22 protein-coding genes are annotated in these 21286 nt (G+C 72.6%); 11 read left to right on the forward strand and 11 right to left on the reverse strand.

What is annotated here, in order from left to right:
• Positions 1-3: 3 nt before the first annotated feature.
• Both ACIF83_RS22705 and ACIF83_RS22710 read right to left on the reverse strand, forming a co-directional pair.
• Positions 4-1251, reverse strand: coding sequence for an anion permease (locus tag ACIF83_RS22705; RefSeq protein WP_393482071.1), 1248 nt, complete (start codon positions 1249-1251; stop codon positions 4-6).
• 142 nt (positions 1252-1393) lie between these two features.
• A complete protein-coding gene (locus ACIF83_RS22710) occupies positions 1394-2155 on the reverse strand; it encodes a lysozyme (protein ID WP_399729336.1) in 762 nt (253 codons plus the stop codon).
• 188 nt (positions 2156-2343) lie between these two features.
• Between ACIF83_RS22710 and ACIF83_RS22715 the strand changes: the two genes are divergently transcribed.
• The 3 genes from ACIF83_RS22715 (at position 2344) to ACIF83_RS22725 (ending at position 5983) form a co-directional block, all read left to right on the forward strand.
• Positions 2344-3018 (forward strand): class II aldolase/adducin family protein, encoded by a 675-nt coding sequence (locus tag ACIF83_RS22715; protein ID WP_393482076.1) that lies wholly within the window; start codon positions 2344-2346, stop codon positions 3016-3018.
• Positions 3019-3257: 239 nt separating this feature from the next.
• Positions 3258-4385, forward strand: coding sequence for an alpha/beta hydrolase (locus ACIF83_RS22720; protein WP_399729340.1), 1128 nt, complete (start codon positions 3258-3260; stop codon positions 4383-4385).
• 329 nt (positions 4386-4714) lie between these two features.
• A complete protein-coding gene (locus tag ACIF83_RS22725; protein WP_393482082.1) occupies positions 4715-5983 on the forward strand; it encodes a hypothetical protein in 1269 nt (422 codons plus the stop codon).
• A gap of 25 nt (positions 5984-6008) precedes the next feature.
• On the opposite strand, the gene ACIF83_RS22730 is transcribed toward ACIF83_RS22725, so the two are convergent.
• Entirely contained in the window at positions 6009-6419 is a 411-nt protein-coding gene (locus ACIF83_RS22730) for a VOC family protein (protein WP_393482084.1), read from the reverse strand.
• A gap of 234 nt (positions 6420-6653) precedes the next feature.
• Here ACIF83_RS22730 and ACIF83_RS22735 point away from each other — a divergent pair, with 234 nt between their 5' ends.
• From ACIF83_RS22735 to ACIF83_RS22745, 3 genes are all read left to right on the forward strand, one after another.
• Positions 6654-8252 (forward strand): ABC-F family ATP-binding cassette domain-containing protein, encoded by a 1599-nt coding sequence (locus tag ACIF83_RS22735; RefSeq protein WP_393482089.1) that lies wholly within the window; start codon positions 6654-6656, stop codon positions 8250-8252.
• A 335-nt stretch (positions 8253-8587) separates the two neighbouring features.
• The gene (locus tag ACIF83_RS22740) at positions 8588-8809 is read left to right on the forward strand and encodes a helix-turn-helix domain-containing protein (protein WP_004002281.1); all 222 of its coding nucleotides are present in this window, start codon (positions 8588-8590) and stop codon (positions 8807-8809) included.
• 129 nt (positions 8810-8938) lie between these two features.
• A complete protein-coding gene (locus ACIF83_RS22745; protein ID WP_393482092.1) occupies positions 8939-9742 on the forward strand; it encodes an enoyl-CoA hydratase/isomerase family protein in 804 nt (267 codons plus the stop codon).
• 13 nt (positions 9743-9755) lie between these two features.
• Here the strand turns inward: ACIF83_RS22745 and ACIF83_RS22750 are convergent, their stop codons facing one another.
• Positions 9756-10481 (reverse strand): nucleopolyhedrovirus P10 family protein, encoded by a 726-nt coding sequence (locus ACIF83_RS22750; protein ID WP_399729345.1) that lies wholly within the window; start codon positions 10479-10481, stop codon positions 9756-9758.
• Between the two features lie 87 nt (positions 10482-10568).
• Here ACIF83_RS22750 and ACIF83_RS22755 point away from each other — a divergent pair, with 87 nt between their 5' ends.
• The 5 genes from ACIF83_RS22755 to amaP are packed head-to-tail and all read left to right on the forward strand — an operon-like array spanning position 10569 to position 12874.
• Entirely contained in the window at positions 10569-11042 is a 474-nt protein-coding gene (locus ACIF83_RS22755) for an Asp23/Gls24 family envelope stress response protein (RefSeq protein ID WP_393482097.1), read from the forward strand.
• Positions 11043-11083: 41 nt separating this feature from the next.
• Positions 11084-11278, forward strand: a complete 195-nt coding sequence (locus tag ACIF83_RS22760; RefSeq protein WP_094214678.1) for a hypothetical protein — start codon at positions 11084-11086, stop codon at positions 11276-11278.
• A gap of 5 nt (positions 11279-11283) precedes the next feature.
• The gene (locus tag ACIF83_RS22765; RefSeq protein WP_393482100.1) at positions 11284-11658 is read left to right on the forward strand and encodes a hypothetical protein; all 375 of its coding nucleotides are present in this window, start codon (positions 11284-11286) and stop codon (positions 11656-11658) included.
• Complete coding sequence (locus ACIF83_RS22770) at positions 11655-12287, forward strand: DUF6286 domain-containing protein (RefSeq protein ID WP_393482103.1); 633 nt, start codon at positions 11655-11657, stop codon at positions 12285-12287. Before ACIF83_RS22765 ends, ACIF83_RS22770 begins: the two co-directional genes overlap by 4 nt.
• Positions 12288-12292: 5 nt before the next feature.
• Positions 12293-12874, forward strand: coding sequence for an alkaline shock response membrane anchor protein AmaP (gene amaP, locus ACIF83_RS22775; protein ID WP_398138663.1), 582 nt, complete (start codon positions 12293-12295; stop codon positions 12872-12874).
• A gap of 12 nt (positions 12875-12886) precedes the next feature.
• Here amaP and ACIF83_RS22780 read toward each other — a convergent pair whose 3' ends face one another.
• The 7 genes from ACIF83_RS22780 to ACIF83_RS22810 form a co-directional block, all read right to left on the reverse strand.
• Positions 12887-13642: an SDR family oxidoreductase gene (locus tag ACIF83_RS22780; RefSeq protein WP_393482109.1), complete on the reverse strand. Its 756-nt coding sequence runs from the start codon at positions 13640-13642 to the stop codon at positions 12887-12889.
• Positions 13643-13647: 5 nt separating this feature from the next.
• Positions 13648-15453: a glycoside hydrolase family 15 protein gene (locus tag ACIF83_RS22785; protein ID WP_399729351.1), complete on the reverse strand. Its 1806-nt coding sequence runs from the start codon at positions 15451-15453 to the stop codon at positions 13648-13650.
• 79 nt (positions 15454-15532) lie between these two features.
• Positions 15533-16330 carry an SURF1 family protein gene (locus ACIF83_RS22790; RefSeq protein ID WP_399729354.1) on the reverse strand — a complete coding sequence of 266 codons (798 nt, stop codon included), beginning with the start codon at positions 16328-16330 and terminating at the stop codon, positions 15533-15535.
• A gap of 49 nt (positions 16331-16379) precedes the next feature.
• Positions 16380-16613 carry a hypothetical protein gene (locus tag ACIF83_RS22795; RefSeq protein ID WP_066991839.1) on the reverse strand — a complete coding sequence of 78 codons (234 nt, stop codon included), beginning with the start codon at positions 16611-16613 and terminating at the stop codon, positions 16380-16382.
• A gap of 92 nt (positions 16614-16705) precedes the next feature.
• Entirely contained in the window at positions 16706-17692 is a 987-nt protein-coding gene (locus ACIF83_RS22800) for a DEDDh family exonuclease (RefSeq protein WP_393482116.1), read from the reverse strand.
• A 151-nt stretch (positions 17693-17843) separates the two neighbouring features.
• The gene (locus ACIF83_RS22805; RefSeq protein ID WP_399729359.1) at positions 17844-20447 is read right to left on the reverse strand and encodes an MXAN_6230/SCO0854 family RING domain-containing protein; all 2604 of its coding nucleotides are present in this window, start codon (positions 20445-20447) and stop codon (positions 17844-17846) included.
• Positions 20448-20616: 169 nt separating this feature from the next.
• Entirely contained in the window at positions 20617-21243 is a 627-nt protein-coding gene (locus ACIF83_RS22810; protein WP_393482122.1) for a TetR/AcrR family transcriptional regulator, read from the reverse strand.
• Positions 21244-21286: the final 43 nt, after the last annotated feature.

Raw genomic sequence — 21286 nt, forward strand, 5'->3', positions numbered from 1 at the left:
CGGTCAGACTGCGGCGGCCGGCGGAGTCGCCGGAGCCGGTTCGGTGGTGACCTGAGCCGGGATCGTGGCCGACAGGTCCTCGGTGACGGTGCCCGCGGGCGGCGGGGTCACCGCGGCGATGGCGGTGGTCACCACGCCGGCCGGCTCCACCGTGTCGTCGGCGACGTTGGTGTGGTCGACGACCTCGCGGCGGGAGATCTTCCAGATCGCGGCGCTGGCGCCGACCAGGAAGACGGCGACGGCCGCAGTGCCCCAGTCACCCAGGTCCGTGACGGACTCGGCGCCCGCGCCGACCAGCGCGGCGGCCGGCAGGGTCAGCGCCCAGGCGATGAACATGCGGGTCGCGGTGGACCAGCGGACCACACCGCCCTTGCGGCCCAGACCCGCACCCATCACCGAGCCGGAGACGACGTGGGTGGTGGAGAGGGAGAAGCCGAGGTGCGAGGAGGCCAGGATGGCCGTGGCCGCGCTGGTCTGGGCGGCGAAGCCCTGTCGCGGCTCGAGGTCGGTCAGGCCCTTGCCCATGGTGCGGATGATGCGCCAGCCGCCGATGTAGGTGCCGAGCGCGATGGCCAGACCCGCGGAGAGGATGACCCAGGTGGGAGGGTTGGAGCCGGGGGCGATGGCGCCGCCCGTGACGAGCGCGAGGGTGATGATGCCCATCGTCTTCTGCGCGTCGTTGGTGCCGTGGGCGAGGGAGACCAGACCGGCGGAGGCGATCTGACCGGCGCGGTAGCCCTTGCGGGTGGCCTCGCCGTCGGCGTTCTTGCCGATGCCGTAGGAGAAGCGGGTGGCCAGCATCGCGGCGAGACCCGCGACGATCGGCGCGGCGACCGCCGGGAGCAGCACCTTGGTGACCAGCACGTCACTGTGGACGGCACCGAAGCCCGCGGAGGCGACGGTGGCGCCGATCAGGCCGCCCATCAGGGCGTGCGAGGAGCTGGACGGCAGTCCCACCAGCCAGGTCAGCAGGTTCCAGAGGATCGCGCCGACCAGGGCGGCGAATATGACCTCGGGACGGATGCCGTTCTCATCGACAAGGCCCTTGGAGATCGTGTTGGCGACCTCCACGGAGAGGAAAGCGCCTACAAGGTTGAGGGCGGCGGACATGGCCACCGCGACCTTGGGCTTGAGCGCACCGGTCGAGATGGTCGTGGCCATCGCGTTGGCGGTGTCGTGGAAACCGTTCGTGAAATCGAACGCGAGTGCGGTTACCACCACAATCGCGAGGATCAGCGAGAAGTTTTCCATTTACCCAGGCAATCGTTCGAGGTCATTGGCTGTTGGACCGTAGGCAACCTGGGTGAACGGAAGGTGAACTGAGGCGGGCGTCAGAGTGTCATCAAGGGATGGTTGGGGTTTCGTTCGGCTCCACGCCCCAGGCGCCCCTTGGCTACCAACCCCTCGCGAAGGCCCGCAGGCGGCTCGGCGGCCCGTTGAAGAGATTCTGGTCACCCGGCAGACCGCCCTCGGTGCCGAACTGCCAGAAGGTCCAGTGCGTCCATCCGCCCGGCAGCTCTCCCGGGTCCGACGTGCCGTGCCGGGCGATCCACAGGGGGTGGTCCGCGGCGAAGGCGCGGCTGTCGCCGGTGCAGGCCTGCCACCAGTGGGCGGTGGTGTAGATGACCGGACTCCGGCCGGTCTCCCGCTCGACCTCGTCGCTGAAGGAGCGGATCCAGTCGACCATCCGCTTCCAGCCCAGTCCGTAGCACTTGTGCTCGTCGTCGTACGGGTTGTATTCGATGTCGAGCGCGGGCGGCAGCGTCCAGCCGTCCGCCCGCCAGTCCCCGCCGTGCTGCACGAAGTACGCGGCCTGCTCCTCGCCCGAGGAGTGGTCCGGACGTGCGAAGTGGTACGCGCCCCGGACCAGGCCCGCCCGGCGCGCGCCCTCGTACTGCCGGTCGAAGTAGGGATTGCGGTAGGTCGTGGACTCGGTCGCCTTGATGTAGGTGAACCGTGCGCCGTCCGACCGGGCGGCGGGGAAGTCGACGTGCTTCTGGTGGGACGACACGTCGTGGCCTCTGAGCGGGCCCACGGCGGACGCCGGTGAGCCGGCTGCCGCGGCCTGGGTGCCCGCGAGGGCGAGCGTCGCGGTGGCGGCCGCGAGAAAGCCCGCGCGGCGACGGGAGCGGGAGGCGGCGTGAGCACGAGGCATGTGTCCCCCTGGAGTGGCGGTGGAACGTCGTCCAGCGAGTGAGGAAGATCATTGAATGCCTGATGATCACTTGAATCATGATGATTTCGGGTGTTTCGTGGCGGTTTTCACCCGTTCGGCGGTACGGGTTCCAGCCCGAAGCACGCCGACGGGCCGCTCCGAGCCGGGTCGGCTGGCAGGATCGCGGCATGGCTGAACAGCGGCGGGAAGCGGAGCGGGAAGCGGAAGCGGCGCGCGTGTGGGAGGCGCTGGTCGCCACGGCCCGCCGGACGGTAGCCGACGGACTGGTCGTCGGCACCTCGGGAAACGTCTCGGCGCGCATCGGGGATCGGGTGCTGGTCACCCCTTCGGGCGTGCCCTACGACCGGCTGACCCCGGACGACATCACCGGCGTCGACCTCGACGGGCGCCAGGTGCTCGGCAGGCTCGTGCCGACCAGCGAGCTGCCCATGCACCTCGCCGTCTACCGCACCACCGACGCCCGGGCCGTCGTCCACACCCACGCGGTGCACGCCACGGCCGTCTCCACCCTCGTGACCGAGCTGCCGCCGATCCACTACATGGCCGGCGCCCTCGGCGGCCGCGTCCGCGTCGCGCGCTACGCGACCTACGGCACCGACGAGCTGGCCGCGAACATGCTCGACGCCCTCGCCGACCGCTCCGGCTGCCTCCTGCAGAACCACGGCACGATCACCTACGGCACCACCCTCGACCAGGCCTACGACCGCACCGCCCAGCTGGAGTGGATGTGCCGCCTGTGGCTGACGGCGTCGTCCGTGCCGGGCCTGACGCCCTCCCTGTTGACGGACGTACAGATGGAGGAGGCCGGCGCGCGTTTGAAGGGCTACGGCCAACGCAACTGACCCCGGCCGCCCGCCGCAGCGGCTGCCCGCCGCGCCGGCCGCCCGCCGCGCCGGCCCGGCCCATCGGTTCTCTCCGTCGCAGCGGCGTTCGGCCACGGCGCGCTTTTCCGTAACGGCGCACAGCCGCAGCGCACGCCTTCGGCTGTGCCGCGTGCCGCGCCCTCCCGCACCCCGCCGGATCCCGGCCACCCTCACCGTTCCGCTGGCCCGCATCGAGAACCCGCACGACACTGGAACCCGTGGGCACCGTCAGAGCGACCGCAGCCGCACTCACCGCGGTCCTGGCCGCCGGCGCGGCCTCCGTGGCCGCCGGGCGGCTCGCCAGTGACGTCGCGCTGAAGGCGCCTCCCGGCCGCCCGCTGCCCACCGAACCCCGGCTCACCGTGCACGGCACGGCCGCGGGCCGGATCACCCTCACCCGCGACCTGGCCTCACTGCGCCCCGGCATCTACGGCCTGGCCGGCGACGGGTCCCACGCGGTCGTCGGTCCCGTCCTGGCGACGGCCGCGCACACCGCCGACACCGTCGTACGCCGCCTCGTACGCGTCACGCACGGCACCCTCGCCGCCGGCGACGCCGTGTGGCTCACCCCGAACGTGCACGTCGGCAACCCGGACTCCGCCCTCGGCCTGGAGCACGCCGACATCGACGTGCCCGGCGAACTCGGCGCCCTGCCCGCCTGGTTCGTGCCCGGCTACCGGGACACCTGGGTGATCGCCGTGCACGGCCTCGGCACCACCCGCGAGCACGCCATGAACGTCATGGAGTTTCTGCACGGCCGCCGCCTGCCGATCCTCGCGCTCGCCTACCGCGGCGACCTCGGCGCCCCACGCCCGCCGGACGGCCTCAACCACCTCGGCGAGACCGAGTGGCGCGATGTGGACGCGGCGATCCGTTACGCCGTCCGCTACGGCGCCCGCCGGGTCATCCTCCTCGGCTGGTCCACCGGCGCCACCATGGCCCTGCGCGCCGCCGAGCACTCCGTCGTGCGCGAGCGCGTCGCCGGGCTGGTCCTCGACTCGCCGGTGCTCAGCTGGCCGGCCACCCTGCGCGCCCTCGCCCAGGCCCGCCACACCCCCGAACCCCTGCTGCCACTCGCCGTGTGGGCCGCGCAGGGCCGGGCCAATCTCAACGCCGACGGGGCGGGGGAGACCGCCGACCCCGGGCTGCTCAACGTGCCGACCCTGATCATCCACGGCCCGGACGACACGGTCGCCCCGTGGGAGTACTCCCGGCGCCTGGCCGCCCGCCGCCCCGACCGCGTCGCCCTGCACACCGTGCCGCAGGCTCCGCACGCGGCGATGTGGAACGCCGCCCCGAAGGAGTACGAGGAGCGCCTGCGCCGGTTCCTGACCCCGCTGATGTGAGGCTCCCTGCTCCGCCGGTACAAGTCGGAGGCCCCGGTTCCAGACGTTCCGTTTAAGGCCGAACGACTGGCCTGATCATGTCTCCTCGCCCGCCGTCGCCCCCGGTGCGTTGGCCAGCCCCGTCGCCCCCCGTGACATTCCGTTTGGGTTTTCGGACCGTCAACCGGAAGACTGCACCCGTGACGTCCCGTATCCCGCGCGACTCCAGGCTTCGACTCGTCCGACCGCGACCCCTGGCCGCCGCCCCCAGAGCTGTGAACCAGCGGCGCCCACGCCGCCCCGCACCCCGGCCGCCGGAGGGCACCCCGGCCCCCGCTGAACTGGCCAGAATGGCGCGCACCGGACTGGGCGGTGCGGTCCGCGTCGCCCGCTGGGCCGATGCCGCCCTCGGCCCCGGCCGCGACGGCGCCACCGCCGACGGCAAGGCCACCCTCTCCGACACGAGTGCCGAACGTGCTGCCGTCGACCTCGCCCTGAGCACCGCTCAGATCCGCGCCGACTGGGACACCGCCCGCCTCGCCGGACTTGTCGAGGTGCACGGGGACAGCGCGCGGCCCGGCTGGCGCCTGCGCGCCTGGGACCGCGACGACAGCGCCGTGCTGCGCGGCTGGGTCGCCCTCTTCGACGCCTGGTCGCTGGCCAGCCCGGAACCCGCGGACCACGAGCCGGCCGCCGTCGCCGAGGTCGTCTCGGCCATGCCCCAGGTGCTCTCCTTCCTCCAGCTGTCCGCCGGTCCCGTCCCGGTCGAGCAGCTCCTCGACCTGCTCCAGCAGCGGGTCACCGAACTGCGGACCGAGCGCTGCGAGATCCCCTACGAGCCCGGCTCCGCAGGGCCCGAGGGGGCCCTGGGCCCGGCCGAACCCGCACCGGTCGGGGACACCCCGCTCGCCCCCCTCCTCGACTGGGCCCTCCAGGCCCTCGCCTCCGTCGGCGCCCTGACCTACGGCGACGGCCAGGCCACGCTCACCCCGCTGGGCAGCTGGGCGGTCTGGGTCAAGCTGGAGCAGATCTGCGTGGCCGCGCAGAGTCCGGCCGGCAACATCGAGCAGGCGGCCGAGGCCATGCTCCGCGGCTGCGCCCAGCTTCGCCCCAACGCGGCCCGCGCCGAGTACCGCGCCTGGCTCGCCGCCCGCCCCGTCGGCAGCGCCGTCACCGAGCTGCTCGGCGCCGCCCGTGGCGAGGACGCCCTGCTGCGCGGCCTCGCCTTCGAGGCGCTGCGCGTCGTCGGCGCCCCCGCCGAGCCCGACGTGCGAGGCGTGCTGGACGATCCGGCCCTGCGGCCGTACGCCCTGCTGTGGCTCGCCGAGCACGACGGCGTCGACCCGGAGGACGCCCACGAGGTCCTCACCCGTGAGGAGGCCACCTGGCTGTGGGTCGACACCGCCGCCGCCGTCGCCGACCACGGCGAGACGGAGATGCTGGTACGGCACCTGGAGGCCGCCGTGCAGCCCACCGTCCCCACGCTGCTGGACGAGGTCCGTGCCGTCGGTCACCCGCGCACGGTGCAGGTCCTGGTCGCGCTCGCCGCCGCCCACCCCGACCCCGCCCTGGCCAAGGCCGTGCGCCGGGCCGCCTTCCAGGTGCACACCGGCGGATAGCCGGCGAACCGCGGGACCGGCTCGCTCAGACGCCGATCTCGGGGGAGTACGTCCCGAAGCTCCAGATGTTGCCCTCGGCGTCCCGGGCCATGTAGTCCCGCGAGCCGTAGTCCTGGTCCGTCGGGGGCATGAGGATCTCCACGCCGTGCTCCACGGCCCGCTGGTGGTGGGCGTCGACGTCGTCCACGACGACGTACACCCCCGCGGGCCCGGCGTTCTTCATCGCGGTGTCGAAGAGGCCGCCGCGGCCCTTGGAGCCGACCATCACCGCGCCGTTGCCCTGGACCAGCTCGGCGTGCATCACCGAGCCGTCCTCCGTCTCGTACACCGACAGCTCGGTGAAGCCGAAGGCCTCGGTGAGCTGCCTGATCGCCGCCTTCGCGTCCGCGTACAGCAGCGTCGGACAGATGCTCGGCCGTCCGCCCGTGCCTGCCATGCCGATCACTCCCTCGTGCGTCGGTCCTGTCGTGGCACCGAGTCTTGCAGCCACCACTGACAGCGCTCAGCGAGCCGGGCGAACGGGACCGGCCCGTGATCGAACACGGGCACGCAGAAAAAGTGCTTGCATCGCCCCGTTAGACTTGCCCCATGGCCATTCTCCTCGCGCATTAGACGGCGGGAACGTCCTCAGCCGCCCACCGCCCAACCCCGTACGCCCTGGAGTCTGTCCGTGATCTCCGCCTCCGGTATCGAGCTGCGCGCCGGCGCGCGCGTCCTCATCGAGAACGCCACCTTCCGTGTCGCCAAGGGCGACCGCATCGGCCTCGTCGGCCGCAACGGCGCAGGCAAGACCACCCTCACCAAGGTCCTCGCCGGTGAAGGCATCCCGGCCGCCGGCAACGTCGCCCGCTCCGGCGAGGTCGGCTACCTCCCGCAGGACCCCCGCACCGGCGACCTCGACGTCCTCGCCCGTGACCGCATCCTCTCCGCGCGCGGCCTCGACGTACTGATCCGGAAGATGCGTGAGAACGAGCAGCGGATCGCCAACGGCCAGGGCGCGACCCGCGAGAAGGCCCTCAAGCAGTACGAGCGCCAGGAGACCGAGTTCCTCACCAAGGGCGGGTACGCCGCCGAGGCCGAGGCCGCCACCATCGCCGCCGCGCTCAACCTGCCCGACCGTGTGCTCGGCCAGCCCCTGCACACGCTCTCCGGCGGTCAGCGCCGCCGTGTCGAGCTGGCCCGGATCCTCTTCTCCGACGCCGACACGCTGCTGCTCGACGAGCCCACCAACCACCTCGACGCCGACTCGATCGTCTGGCTGCGCGACTACCTGAAGACCTACCGCGGCGGCTTCATCGTCATCTCCCACGACGTCGACCTGGTCGAGACGGTCGTCAACAAGGTGTTCTACCTGGACGCCAACCGCTCCCAGATCGACGTCTACAACATGGGCTGGAAGCTCTACCAGCAGCAGCGCGAGGCCGACGAGAAGCGCCGCAAGCGCGAGCGCGCCAACGCCGAGAAGAAGGCCGCCGCCCTCAACGCGCAGGCCGACAAGATGCGCGCCAAGGCCACCAAGACGGTCGCCGCGCAGAACATGGCCCGCCGCGCGGACAAGCTGCTGTCCGGCCTGGAGGCGGTCCGCCAGTCCGACAAGGTCGCCAAGCTCCGCTTCCCCGAGCCCGCGCCCTGCGGCAAGACCCCGCTGATGGCGGAGGGGCTGTCGAAGTCGTACGGCTCCCTGGAGATCTTCACCGACGTCGACCTGGCCATCGACAAGGGCTCCCGCGTCGTGATCCTCGGCCTCAACGGCGCCGGCAAGACCACCCTGCTGCGTCTGCTCGGCGGGGTGGAGCAGGCCGACACCGGCGAGGTCCGCCCCGGCCACGGCCTCAAGCTCGGCTACTACGCCCAGGAGCACGAGACCCTGGACCCCGACCGCACGGTCCTGGAGAACATGCGCTCGGCCGCCCCCGACATGGACCTCGTGGAGGTCCGCAAGGTGCTGGGCTCGTTCCTGTTCTCCGGCGACGACGTCGACAAGCCCGCCGGTGTCCTCTCCGGTGGCGAGAAGACCCGTCTGGCCCTGGCCACCCTGGTCGTCTCCTCCGCGAACGTCCTGCTCCTGGACGAGCCGACCAACAACCTCGACCCCGCGAGCCGCGAGGAGATCCTCGGCGCCCTGCGCACGTACAAGGGCGCGGTGGTCCTCGTCACCCACGACGAGGGCGCCGTGGAGGCGCTCCAGCCCGAGCGGATCATCCTGCTGCCCGACGGCGTCGAGGACCTGTGGGGCGCCGACTACGCCGATCTCGTCGCCCTGGCTTGATCGAAAGACTGATCCACTGCGTATGGATCATTCGGCCGATCCGTGATCCATCATCTGTGTGAGATCTCCTCGTATCGAGGTGTGTCGTACATCGATTTCGCGGCCGATCCCTTGGCCACCAAGGGATCGGCCGCTTCGCGTCCCTGACCTGGTACTTCGCGAATCCACCCGTTCGGCCTCATGGGTGCTCCACTGCGGAATCACGGATTCCGCATGTGGGGATGTGCTCCTGTCGTCACAACGATGTCTCACGGACCTTGCCGAATGGGTGGCCATCACGCCGTGGAGGGGTGATCATGAGGAGACCAGAGCGCACTTCCCATGAGGAGGCACGGGTGGCCGAGACTCTGAAGAAGGGCAGCCGGGTGACCGGCGCCGCGCGCGACAAGCTCGCGGCAGACCTGAAGAAGAAGTACGACTCCGGTGCGAGCATCCGGGCGCTGGCCGAGGAGACCGGCCGCTCGTATGGCTTCGTACACCGGATGCTCAGCGAGTCGGGCGTCACGCTTCGTGGGCGTGGCGGAGCGACCCGGGGCAAGAAGGCCGCATCGTCCTGACTCCGGGCGGCCCATCGCCTTCGACGGTGGCCACCCGGTCGGTTGCCTGATCGGCCGGGTGGTTACTGTGCAGTCACTTAGCATGCCAGTACGGCAATGCGTGATGACCGCACCCATCGGAGGCGCCCCATGGCTTCGCCCGACCAGGACCTCGCTCCTGTACTCGACAAGGACGGCGTACGGCTCACCGTCGACGACGCGCTCGCCACGGTGACGCTGACCAACCCGGCCAAGCGCAACGCGCAGAGCCCCGCCCTGTGGCGGGCGCTCACCGAGGCCGGTCGGCTGCTGCCGGGCTCCGTCCGTGTCGTGGTGCTGCGCGGCGAGGGCAAGTCCTTCTCCGCCGGGCTGGACCGGCAGATGTTCACTCCGGAGGGGATCCCGGGCGAGCCGACCTTCACCGATCTCGCGCGTCGTGACGACGCCGGGCTCGACGCGTCCATCGCCGAATTCCAGGAGGCGTTCACCTGGTGGCGGCGGAACGACATCGTGTCCATCGCCGCCGTCCAGGGGCACGCCATCGGTGCCGGGTTCCAGCTCGCGCTCGCCTGCGACCTGCGGGTCGTCGCGGACGACGTGCAGTTCGCCATGCGTGAGACCGCCCTTGGCATCGTTCCCGACCTGACCGGCACGCATCCGCTGGTCGGCCTCGTCGGGTACGCCCGCGCGCTCGAGATCTGCGTGACCGGGCGGTTCGTCGGGGCCGAGGAAGCGGTGGCGTCGGGGCTGGCCAACCTTGCCGTGCCCGCCGTCGAACTGGACGGTGCGGTAGGGGACTTGGCCGCGGCGATGACGGCTGCGCCGCGGGATGCCGTGGTGGAGACCAAGGCGTTGCTGCGCGGTGCTGCCGGTCGTACGTACGACGAGCAGCGTGCGGCTGAGCGGGCTGCCCAGGGACGGCGGCTGCGGGACCTGGCCGGCGTCGGCGAGTGAGCCGGGGCGGTGGTCAGCCGACTGCCGTGACCAGCACCGCCACGGTCGGGTGATCGTCCAGCGCATCCCGGACTGCCACGCGTACCTGCCGGGCCACGTCCACGGCCCGGTGGTCCGTGCTGGTCGCCAGCTCCACGCGTACGTGCCGATGGGGCAGGGAGGTTCCGTCGGCACGCTGTTCGACGTGCACCGCCCGGCCCAGGCCCGCGAGTGAGCCCGTCAGACGGGTCACCCCGGGGACGGACAGTGCGGCTGTCGCCGCGCGGGACTCGTCGGGGTCCGTGGCCTCGCGGGCAGGTGGCGGCTGCGGTGCAGCTACCGCGGCCGCCTGTCCGTCCGCTGCCTCGAGCAGGTCCGTCACCCGCAGGTCGACCTCCGTGACCGTGAGGCCCAGACGGTCCGTCGCGGCCGTCGCCAGCGTCAGCCGCAGGCGGGACGCCGTCGTCGGCAGGGACTCCGTGGCCGTGGCCGCGAAGTCCGCCGTCACCCGGAGCGCGCCCGGGAACAGGGCGCTCGGCGGAGACGGTACGACGGGTTCGTGGACGTCCTCCGGATCGGCGAGCGTGATGCGCAGCGCGCCGAGGCGCACGTCCGGTACCTCCGTCGCCGCCGCGCGCGCCAGCACCGCCGTGGCCGCCCCCTCGGCGATCCACGCCCCGTCGCGCGGCCCACCGAGCGGCAGCAGCATGCCCAGCCTCAGCTGATGCCTGACTTCCTGCGCCCACCGGTCCGTCGTCATTCCTCCAGCCTGCCGCATCCCCGGCGCGCAATCGAGCATCCTTGCTTACGGTGGTCGCAGGACGACGACCGAAAGGGACGTACGGCGATGACCGAGATGACGACGACCCCAGACGGTGACAACGAGCCGCAGGTGCCGACCCGTAAGGCCACCAGGCGCGGCGGTGGGGACCCGGCGACCCGGGGGCGCACCACCATCGCCGACGGTGTCGTGGAGAAGATCGCCGGACTGGCCGCCCGGGAGGTGCTCGGCGTCCATGCCATGGGCAGCGGCCTGGCCCGCACCTTCGGGGCCGTGCGCGACCGGGTGCCGGGCGGTGCGAAGTCGGTGACCCGGGGTGTGAAGGCCGAGGTCGGCGAGGTGCAGACGGCGCTCGACCTGGAGATCGTCGTGGACTACGGCGTGTCCATCATCGATGTCTCCCGCGCGGTACGGGAGAACGTGATCGCCTCCGTGGAACGGATGACCGGACTCGAGGTCGTCGAGGTCAACATCGCGGTGAGCGACGTCAAGCTCCCCGAGGAAGAGGAAGAGGAGCCCGCGCCGCCCCGGATCCAGTGAGGCACCGGGCCCCGCACACCTGACGAGCTGAGGAGTGCTGCATGAGCATGGCCGTGGTCGGCATGATCGCCGGAATGGCGCTGGGGTTCGCCGGGTACTTCGGCGGGTTCGGAGCCTTCCTGCTGGTGGCGGCGCTGGGCGCCGTCGGGTTCATCGCCGGCCGGTTCCTGGAGGGTGACCTGGAGCCCGGTGACTTCTTCCGTACCCGCGGCGACCGGCGCGACCGCGGGCGGTGACCGCCATGAGCGCGGAGACGGGCACGGTGCGCGGGCCGCTGGACCTCGCGCCGCCCGGCGAGCGGGGTGCCACCCGGATCGCCGACCGGGTCGTCGCGAAGATCGCCGCCCAGGCCGCACGCGAGGCGCTCACCCCGCTGCCCGAGGGCGCCGCACCCCCGCACGCGACCGTCGTCCTCCACCATGAGACGGCCCGCGTCCGTGTCGTCCTCGAACTCGGCTACCCGTGCGACATCGGCGCCCGCTGTGCCGCCGTGCGTCGCCGAGTCGTGGAGCGGGTAGGCGCGTTGGTGAGCATGCAGGTGCCGGAGGTCGCCGTCCAGGTCGAGCGGCTGCACCGGACACCGGTACCCGGCGCACCCCACGGGAGGACGCCATGAGCGAGCCCCGGCCACCCGAGAGTCCCACCCGGCGACTGCCCGTCCTCGACAAGACCCCCGACGCCCCACCGGCCCTGCTCCCCGAAGGCAGCGGCCGCTTCTGGTCGGCCCGCCGCGTCCCGGCGGGCATCGTCGCCCTGTGCCTCATGGCGGGCGCGGCCGTCTTCCTGTACGACATCGCCGCCGTCCGCGCCCACCGTCCGGCGATGCACTGGCGCGGGGCCCTGGCCCGGCAACTCGCCGAGCGGCCCCTGGACGACGCCTGGGTGCTGGCCGGTGCGGGGGTCACTGCCGCCCTCGGTCTCTGGCTGATCGTGCTCGCCCTCACGCCCGGTCTGCGGGACCTGCTGCCCATGCGGCGTCCGCACCCCGACGTCCGTGCCGGACTCGGGCGTGAGGCGGCCGCCCAGGTGCTGCGCGACCGGGCCATGGAGGTCTCGGGCGTCCGAGCGGTACGGGTGCGGATGCGGCGCAAGCGGGCCGACGTCCGCGTGGTCTCGCACTTCCGCGGCCTGGACGAGGTACAGGCCGACCTGGACGCCGTACTCACCGAAGCGGTCCGGGGACTGGGACTTTCCCGCCCGCCCGCGCTGTCGGTGCACGTCCGACGCCCCGGACCGAAGGGGTGAGGCGGATGCGCAGGGGTACCGTCAACCGCGTCCTGCTCGGACTGGTGGGTCTGCTGCTGCTCGCCCTGGGCGGCGCGGTGCTGGCCGTGGGCCTGGGCGCACCGCCACCGCACTGGTGGCTCCACACCGGCCCGCACGACGTCCTGCTCAGCAACGCCGAGCGCACCCGCCGGCGGCAGGCCGGCTGGTGGTGGCCGACGGTCATCGCCGCTCTGGCCGTCCTCGTGCTGCTCGCCCTGTGGTGGCTCACCGCGATCCTGCGCCGACGCCGTCTGACCGAGGTCCTGGTCGACACCGGCGACGGCGCGGGCGCCCTGCTCCGCGGCAAGGCCGTGGAGTCGGCCCTGGCCGCGGACGCGGCCCACCAACAGGGTGTGTCTCACACCGAAACCCTGCTGACGGGCCGCCGTACGACGCCCGCGGTGCGCGCGTGGCTCCAGCTGGAACCGGACGTCGACCCCGCAACAGCACTGATCGACTTCACGGCCCAGGCGCTGACGCACGCACGCGAGTCGGCGGGCTTGGCATCACTTCCGGCGGAAGTACGACTGAGGGCGGTGAAGCACCGGGCGGAGAGGGTGACCTGACACCGTGACCCCTCAGAACCCGTGCCTCATCCCCCCGTCCACGGGCACCATGATCCCCGTCAGATAGGAGGCCGCCGGAGACAGCAAGAACGCGGACACCCGCCCGAACTCCTCGGGCGCCCCGTACCGCCGCAACGGGATCCGAGCCTCGTTCGCCGCCCGAGTGGCCTCAGGATCAGCGGACAACGCATCGAGCTCCCGCACGCGATCCGTGTCGATGCGCGCCGGCAGCAACCCCACGACCCGGATCCCCCGCGGCCCCAACTCGTCCGCCACGGACTTGGCGAACCCGGCGAGCCCGGGCCGCAGCCCGTTGGAGATCGTCAGCGCGGGAATCGGCTCGTGCACCGACCCGGACAGCACGAACCCGATGACCCCGCCCGGCTCCAGCTCGGCCGCCGCCGCGCGGGCGAACCGGACCGCGCCGAGGAACACCGACTCGAACGCGTTCCGCCACTGCTCGTCCGTGTTGTCCGCGACGAACCCGGGCGGCGGCCCGCCGACGCTCACCAGGACGCCGTGGAAGCCGCCGAAGTGCTCCCGGGCGGCCGCGATCAACCGCTCCGGTGCCCCCGCGTCGGAGTTGTCGACGGCCACGCCGACCGCGTTCTCGCCCAGTTCGGCGGCCGCGTCGGCCACCCGCTTCTCGTCACGGCCGGTGATGACCACCTTCGCCCCGTCGGCGACCAGCTCCCGCGCGGCGGCGTTGCCCAGCCCGCGCGTGGCACCGGTGACGATGTACACCCGGTCCTTCAGTCCAAGATCCATGCCCCCTATCCTGCCCCGTGCCCGGCCTTCCGGTCCCCTCCGTCCCCGAACAGCGTGAGGGCGGTGTTCACCAGCGCGATGTGGCTGAACGCCTGCGGGAAGTTGCCCACCTGGCAGCCCAGTTCCGGGTCGTACTCCTCAGCCAGCAGCCCCACGTCGTTGGCGAGGCCCACCAGCCGCTCGAACAGCTCCCGGGCCTCGTCCGTGCGGCCCGTCATGTGCAGGGCGTCGGCAAGCCAGAACGAGCAGGCGAGGAAGGCGCCCTCGCCGCCCGGCATCCCGTCGACGCCGACGGCGTCCGTGTCGTAACGGCGCACGAAGCCGCCGTGGCCCAGATCCTCGCGGATCGCGTCGACCGTGCCGATCACACGGGGGTCGTCGGGGGGCAGGAAACCGACCCGCGGGATCAGCAGCAGGGAGGCGTCCAGCTCGCGCGAGCCGTAGTACTGGGTGAAGGTGTTGCGCCGGCGGTCGAAGCCCTGCTCGCACACCTCCCGGTGCACCGCGTCGCGCATCGCCCGCCAGCCGTCCAGATCCCCGCTCAGCTGCGGATATTTCTCCAGCGTCCGTACGGCGCGGTCGGCGGCCACCCACACCATCACCTTCGAGTGCACGAACTGCCGTCGGCCGCCGCGCACCTCCCAGAGCCCCTCGTCGGGCTGCCGCCACGCCGACTCCAGGAACTTCATCAGCGCGCACTGCAGCGACCACATGTGCGGCTTGGTGCTCAGTCCTGTCTCGCGGGCCAGGTACAGCGAGTCCAAGACCTCGCCGTACACGTCCAGCTGGAGCTGCTCGACGGCTTCGTTGCCGATCCGTACGGGCGCGGACTCGGCGAACCCGGACAGCCAGTGCGCCTCCCACTCCGTCAGCCGTCGCTCGCCCGCCAGGCCGTACATGATCTGCAGGTCCGCCGGGTCGCCCGCGACCGCACGGAGCAGCCAGTCGCGCCAGGCCTCGGCCTCCCGGTGGTAGCCCGCGGAGAGCAGGGCGCCGAGGGTGAGGGTGGAGTCGCGCAGCCAGCAGTAGCGGTAGTCCCAGTTGCGCACCCCGCCCAGCTCCTCGGGCAGCGAGGTGGTGGCCGCGGCGACGATCCCGCCCGTCGGGTCGTAGGTGAGGGCCTTGAGCGTGATCAGGGACCGTACGACGGCGTCCCGGTGCGGCCCGTCGTAGCGGCAGCGGGCCGTCCAGCGCCGCCAGTCCCGCACGCTGATGCTCAGCGCTTCGTACGGATCGATGAGCGCGGGGCGCGGCTCGTGCGAGGGGTGCCAGGTCAGCACGAAGGCGACCCGCTCGCCCTCGGTGACGGTGAACTCCGAGTGCGTCGCCATGCGCTCGCCCCAGGTGCGCACGGGCGGTTCGGTGCGCAGCCACGCCGAGTCCGGGCCGGCGACGGCCACCCGATGGCCGTCCGCGCGGCGCACCCACGGCACGATCGAGCCGTAGTCGAAGCGCAGGCGGAGCGTGCTGTGCACGGTGACGCGCCCGCTGACGCCCTCCACGATGCGTACGAGGTCGGGGGCGCGGTCGCGCTGCGGCATCAGGTCGGTGACGCGCACCGTGCCCTCGGGGGTGTCCCACTCGGTGTCGAGGACGAGGGTGTCGGGCCGGTAGGCGCGGCGGGCGCAGGTGCCCGCGCCCTTCGGCGCGATCCGCCAGTGGCCGTTGTCCTCGTCGCCCAGCAGCCGGGCGAAACAGGCGCCGGAGTCGAAGCGGGGCAGGCACAACCAGTCGATCGAGCCGTCCCTGCCGACCAGCGCCGCGGTCTGCTCGTCGCCGATGAGGGCGTAGTCCTCGATGCGCGCGTTCACGGGATGCGGGTTCCCGAAGGACCCCGGGGCCAATCCGGACGTGCGCCGGGGGAGTGACGGATCCCCGGGACGCCGGTGATCACACGGCGGCCGGTTCCGTCTCCTCGGGCGTCTCCTCGGCCGCGGCCTCCTCGCGGTCGCGGATCTCGCGCCGGACCAGGAACCACCAGCCCAGCGGGACACCGGCGGCGAACAGCCACCACTGGAGCATGTACGCGTAGTTCAGCGGGGCGTCCTCGCTGCCGGGGTCGGAGATCTGCTCCGGGGAGCCGCCCCTGGACTCGGGCGCCGTCTGTTCCACGTAGCCGCCGAGCACCTTCGCGCCGAGCCGCCGCGCCTCCTCGGCGCTGTTGATCAGCATGATCTGCCGGTCCGGCAGGCCCTTGACGTTCTTGATGCCGCTCGCGGCGGTGGTCTCGTCGGCCTTGAGCCGCCCGCTGATGGTGGTCCGGCCGGCGGGCGGCGCGGGGATCTCGGGGAAGGCGGTCTGCACGCCGTTCGCGGGGATCCAGCCGCGGTTGACCAGCAGCACCTTGCCGTCCGTCAGGACGAACGGGGTCAGGACGTGGAAGCCGACCTCGTCGTCGGAGTTGGTCCGGCGGCGGACCACGACCTCCCGGGAGGGGTCGAAGGTGCCGGTCGCGGTGACCGTGCGGTACTTCTCGGTGCGGGTCACGGCGTGCCCGGGGGAGGTGAGCCGCTCCACGGGGACCGGCTCGGCGTGCAGCGCCTGGGAGACCAGGTCGTTGCGGGCGGTGCGCTCCTCGTACCGGTGCTGCTGCCAGAAGCCGAGCCTGATCATCGTCGGGATCAGCGCGATCGCGACGAGGGTGAGGATCACCCACTGGAGGGTCAGCAGAAAGCGGTAGCGGTGCACCCCACGACGGTACAACTCGGTCGTGGGGTGCGATCGGGCGGGTGCCGGGTCACACGCGGTCGACGATCCCCACCTTCCCCTCGGCCCGGGCGCAGTGGGCGCCGCAGTAGAAGCTGCCGTCCGCCTCCACGCCCTGGCCGATGATCGAGACCTTGCAGTGCTCGCAGACCGGGGCCATGCGGTGGATCGCACAGGAGAAGCAGTCGAACACGTGCACAGCACCCTGTGCGTGGACCTCGAAGGTCATCCCGTAGTCATTGCCGCAAACTTCGCAATTCGCCATGCGCCACAGCGTGAGCCGTCGCCCCCGACGCGGAGCGGCGGGCGCCGGGCGAGTCGCGGCGAATCACCCATCCGTACGGGTCCCGCGCCCGCTCACCCGTCGGCGGGATCGACATCCCTCAGCAGCTGCCCGAACGCGGCCTCGTCGACGATCGGAGTGCCGAACTGCCGCGCCTTGACCACTTTCGAGGTGCCCGAGTCGGGGTCGTTGGTGACCAGCAGGCTGGTCAGCCGGGACAGGCTCGTCGCCACGTGCAGCCCGGCCTCGGTCGCCCGGTCCTCCAGCAGCTCCCGCTCGGTGGAAGTGTCCCCGGAGAACGCCACCCGCATGCCCTGTTTGAGATGTTTGCCGTCTTCGTACCGGCCCGGGTTGGGGTAGGGGCAGGCGGGCCGCTTCCGGGACGGGCGCCAACTGGACGGCCGGTAGTCGCCGTAGCCCCCGCTCGCCTGCCGGCCGATCCGGGGCGTGTCCGACCACTCCGTCAGCGGCCGGCACTCCAGCAGCGGCAGCCGTACGCCGCCCGCCGCCGCGGCCCGCAGACTGGGCCGGAACGCCTCGGCGAGCACGCGCGCGTCGTCCAGCGCGTGGTGCGCACGCTGCTGTACGACCCCGAAGTGCGCCGCCAGCGACTCCAGCTTGAAGTTGGGCAGTGGCAGCCCCAGCTCCTTGGACAGCGCGATGGTGCACAGCCGCTGCCGCACCGGCGCCTCGCGCTCCGCGCGCGCGTACTCGCGCGCGATCATCTGCCAGTCGAAGACCGCGTTGTGCGCGACCAGCACCCGGCCGTCCAGCCGGGCGGCGAACTCCTCGGCGACGTCCGCGAACAGCGGCGCCCCTTCGAGCACCTCGCTCGTCAGACCGTGTATCCACACGGGGCCCGGATCGCGCTCCGGGTTGACCAGGGTGTACCAGTGGTCCTCGACCTCGCCGCGCTCGTCCAGCCGGTAGACGGCGGCGGAGATGATCCGGTCGTCCCGGGCCAGGCCGGTGGTCTCCACGTCAACGACCGCGTATCCCTTCGGATACGCGGTCGGCCACTGGGTGGGGGAGGACACTGCGGTCGCACGGTCTTCGAGCATGGTCATTGAGGATACGGGCCACGACTGACAGCGCTGTCCCGCAGGGGCCGAACCCGCCCCCGTGCGCTCGCCCTCCCGCTCGGCCGCCGCACGCGCGTGCGTGCCCGCAAGGCGACGGACCCGCGGGACAGTTCGGGGCGGCCGGCCGGCGTCAGCCCAGCGCGGCCACCAGATCCCCGGCCGCCAGCGGCTCCAGACCGCAGCCGTCGGCCGGGCCGGGCAGCAGCCGGTACACCGCGCCGGTCGCGCCCTGAGGTGCCACCCCGCCGTGCACCAGCGCGAGCAACACGTGCTTCTTCGCGGCCGCTTCACCCGCACGCGTGTCGGCGTCCGCCGCCTCGGTCGCGGGCTCCCGCCGCACCGGCGGCTCCAGGGCGCGCACCCGGGCGGCGAAGGCGGTGTCCGGCTCCCCTTCGCGGCGCCGGTAGTGCCACAGCTCGTCGACGGCGCGCCGGTCGGGCGCGCGCCGGACGACCAGCACCTCGTCACCGCGGGCCGCCGCGTGCCACACCGCGAGGTCCCACAGCGTCGTACGACCGGACGCGAAGTACTGGAACAGGTCCCGGCCGATACGGCCCAGGTCCTCGCCGTGCCGGTACACGTCGTGGAAGCCGTCGTCCGACGGCAGATGGAGGTCCGTCCACAGGAACGTCCGGTGCCGCAGGTCGACCAGCATCGGCACATGGATGCGCGAGTCGCCCACCAGGTCGTAGCGCTGGCGCACCGTGCGCGGGTGGTACCCGGCGCCGCGCGCCTCCTCGGCCGCCGACGGCAGCGCCATGAAGCCCGCGAAGGCGTCGAGCAGCTCCTCGAACGGGATGTTGTTGAAGCTGAAGACGACCGGCACCGCGTACCGCACCCCGAGCTCGCCGAGCGCCGCGAGGTCCAGGTCGACGTACTCGGTCGCGCCGTCCGGTGCGGGTGCCGACGTCAGGTCGCCGGAGTGGACGGCCCACCGCTCGCCGTACACCAGGTTCGTGTAGTCGCACAGGCCCGCGAACTCCCAGTCCTCGTCGTACAGGGCCACCGACAGGTCCAGGTCCACGCGTGTCTTCACGGGCTCCATCCAGTGCAGGAAGAGCCGCAGCACCGCGCCCTCGGGCAGCGGCTGGGTGCTGCCGCGCGGCACCGACACCAGCGCCTTGGCAGCGGTCCGCTCGGCGGCGGGCACCGCGAGCCCGGCGAGCGCCGAGTCGATCACCGCCAGGTCGAACCGGGGCCGGTCGGCCAGGCGGCGCAGCGCCTCGGCCTCCAGCAGCGCGCACGCGCGCGTGGTGACCGCCTCGGCGAGCGGCGCCCGTGTGTCGTCGACCGTGAACGCGTGCGTCACCTGCCCGCGAGGGAAGAACACCCGTCGCTCGCCGGGCAGATGACGGATCCGCATCCGGCCGAGCGCGGCGAGCAGCGGCCCGGGGCCGGCCTTGGGCAGGACGCGGCGCAGCACGTCGGCGAACTCGTCGGACAGCGTGTCGAGTTCGCGCAGCCGCAGCAGGTGGTCGAGACGGCGCAGCAGCTCGCCGGGTCGCTGCGCGAGGAGGGTCAGGGCGGCCTGTGCGTCCCGCTCGTGCAGCGCCTGCTCCACCCGCGCGCCCCAGGTGGCCGCCCGGATGCGGCCGTCGGCGACCCGTACGGCCTCCGGATGCTCGGCTGCCGTACGCAGCAGGGCCTCGCCCAGGGCGGTGCCGGTGGTGTCCGTGCCGCGCAGGACGGCGAAGGCGAGGGCGGCCCGCGGGTGGCGGGCGTGGCGCTCGAAGGGGTGCAGGATCTCGGCGGCCCGCTTCCACGGACCCGGGTTCCGCAGCACGTCCTCCACGAGCGACGGCACCGCCAGACCGTCGAGCACGGCGAGCAGCCGGCCGCGCAGTGCGCGGGGCAGCGAGCGCATCCGTGGCGGCTCCAGCAGATCCCCCTCGCCGCCCGACCACACGCACAGCAGGCGCAGGACGTCGGTCGCGGTGGTCAGATACGCGGCGAGCAGCTCGGTGACGGCCACGCGCGTGTGCCGGTCGGTCAGCAGCGTGCCCAGCACGAATGCCTTGGTCTCGCGGACCGGGATCTCCTCGGGCAGCCAGCCGAGGTCCGCGGGGGCGTGCCTCAGCAGCACCTTCAGGTCGGCGCGGTCCTGCGGCGGCAGGGGAGTGCGGCGGGCCAGCAGCGTCCGCAGGGCATGCACCGTGTCCGCGGCGCGGTCCCTGCCGAGCGCGAGCAGCTTCAGCGGACCGGCCGACACATCGCGCGGGCGGCGCGGCTCGACCGGCACCAGGAAGGGATCGGCGGGGTCGATCCGGCGGCGGCACAGCGGGCAGCCCGTGTAGTCCGCACCGTCCCAGCAGGCGCGGCACACGAGGTGCGCGCACGGCGCCACCGGGTGCACGCTGCCCACCGTGCCGCACAGCACGCAGGGCTGCGCGGGCCACTGCAGCAGCAGGGCGAAGACCCGGTCGACGTACAGCTGGAACGTGTCGTCCGGGACGGAGGCCGGGAAGCTGCGGAACAGCGGCATGTGGGTGCGGTCGGCGCCCAGCTCGGCGTCGATGTGCCGGATCAGCTGCCGGCCCGCGTCCGCGAGCCCCGCGGGTCCCAGCCAGGCCAGGGCCGCGTGCAGCTGTGCCGTCGGTGCGAATCCCCGGTCGAGCAGTTCGCCCTCAAGGGCGACGAGTCCCTCCGCCGTCGACGGATCGCCCGGGCGTGGTCCGGCCTGGTCGACGTAGACGGTACGGAGGCGGCGGAGCAGCACGGACGACAGTTCGGACAAGCGGAATCCCCCGACGGAAGGAAGGCGGCAGAAGGCCGAAAGAAGGTGGTCGAGGCGGAGGCGGAGAGTGAGCGCGCTGCAGATTCCAGGAAAGGGAGAGAAGGAAGCACGCTTGCGGAGCCGCCCCCGCGATCAGGAACAGTAGGGGGAACGGGAGTTCGGGCGCCAGCTATTTTCCGCGCGGTGCGAGCAGCGCCCCCACCAGCGCCCGTACGGCGGTGACGAACAGCCGCTCCGTGTCCACGGGACGGGCCAGCGCACGGGCCAGGGCGGGGTCGTCACCGGCGGCCTCGGCGCTCCACAGCTCCTCCTCGCCGGGCCGCTGCACCGGGGCACGCTCACGGTTGCGTTCGACCAGCACATGACCGACGACCTGGAACTGCACCGCCCGCACGAACTCGGCGGCCCGGGCGCCGCGCAGCCCCGCCGCGTGCGCCTCGCGCACCAGGGCCTGCCGGGCGGGCAGGAACATCCGCTCGGTCAGCCCGCGCTCGTGCACCAGGGCCACCAGATGCGGATGGTCGCGCAGCTGCCGGCGCAGGGCGCGCGCCACGGAGACGACCCGCTGTTCGGGCGTACGCCCGACGGGCCGGATCTCACCGAGACCGGCCACCGTCCGCTCCACCAGCGCCTCCAGCAGAGCCTCGCGGCCCCCGACGTGCCAGTAGATCGAGGTGACGGCGGTGCCCAGCTCGGCTGCCAGCTTGCGCATGGTGAGCGCGTCCGCGCCGTGCTGCCGCACCAGCCCGGCGGCGGCCTCCAGGACCTCCTCCCGGCTGAGCGCCCCTCTCGCCATGATCCCCCCAACTCCGTTCCGCGCACGTGTATTTACCCCGCGC

This window comes from Streptomyces sp. NPDC085866 (genome assembly GCF_044541035.1).
Taxonomy (GTDB): domain Bacteria; phylum Actinomycetota; class Actinomycetes; order Streptomycetales; family Streptomycetaceae; genus Streptomyces.